The following is a 272-nucleotide window of genomic DNA, read 5'->3' on the forward strand; positions in this document are numbered from 1 at the left end:
CTTCTCGCCGGAGGTGGCGCGCGAGGCGTTGCGGGCCGGAGCGGACATCATCAACGACACCTCTGGGCTGCGCGATCCCCGCCTCATCGAGGAGATAGCCGCCGCCGGAGCGTACGTGGTGCTGATGCACATCGCCGGTCCCCCGCGTACCTGGCGCCCGTTCCGACACTACTCGGACGTGACGGCCGAGGTCGCGGAGTTCCTGGAGGAGCGCGTGGAGGCCGCCGCAGAAGGGGGCATCGAGCGGGAGAAGATACTCCTTGACCCCGGCC

Annotated in this window: 1 protein-coding gene; it reads left to right on the forward strand. The window is 69.9% G+C overall.

The features are described 5' to 3' along the window. Nucleotides 1-272 (forward strand): dihydropteroate synthase (locus tag HKX41_11525; protein NNC24762.1); only part of this gene is annotated, 272 nt, incomplete at both ends.

The sequence above is a fragment of the Salifodinibacter halophilus genome (assembly GCA_012999515.1).
Taxonomy (GTDB): Bacteria; Pseudomonadota; Gammaproteobacteria; order Nevskiales; family Salinisphaeraceae; genus Salifodinibacter; species Salifodinibacter halophilus.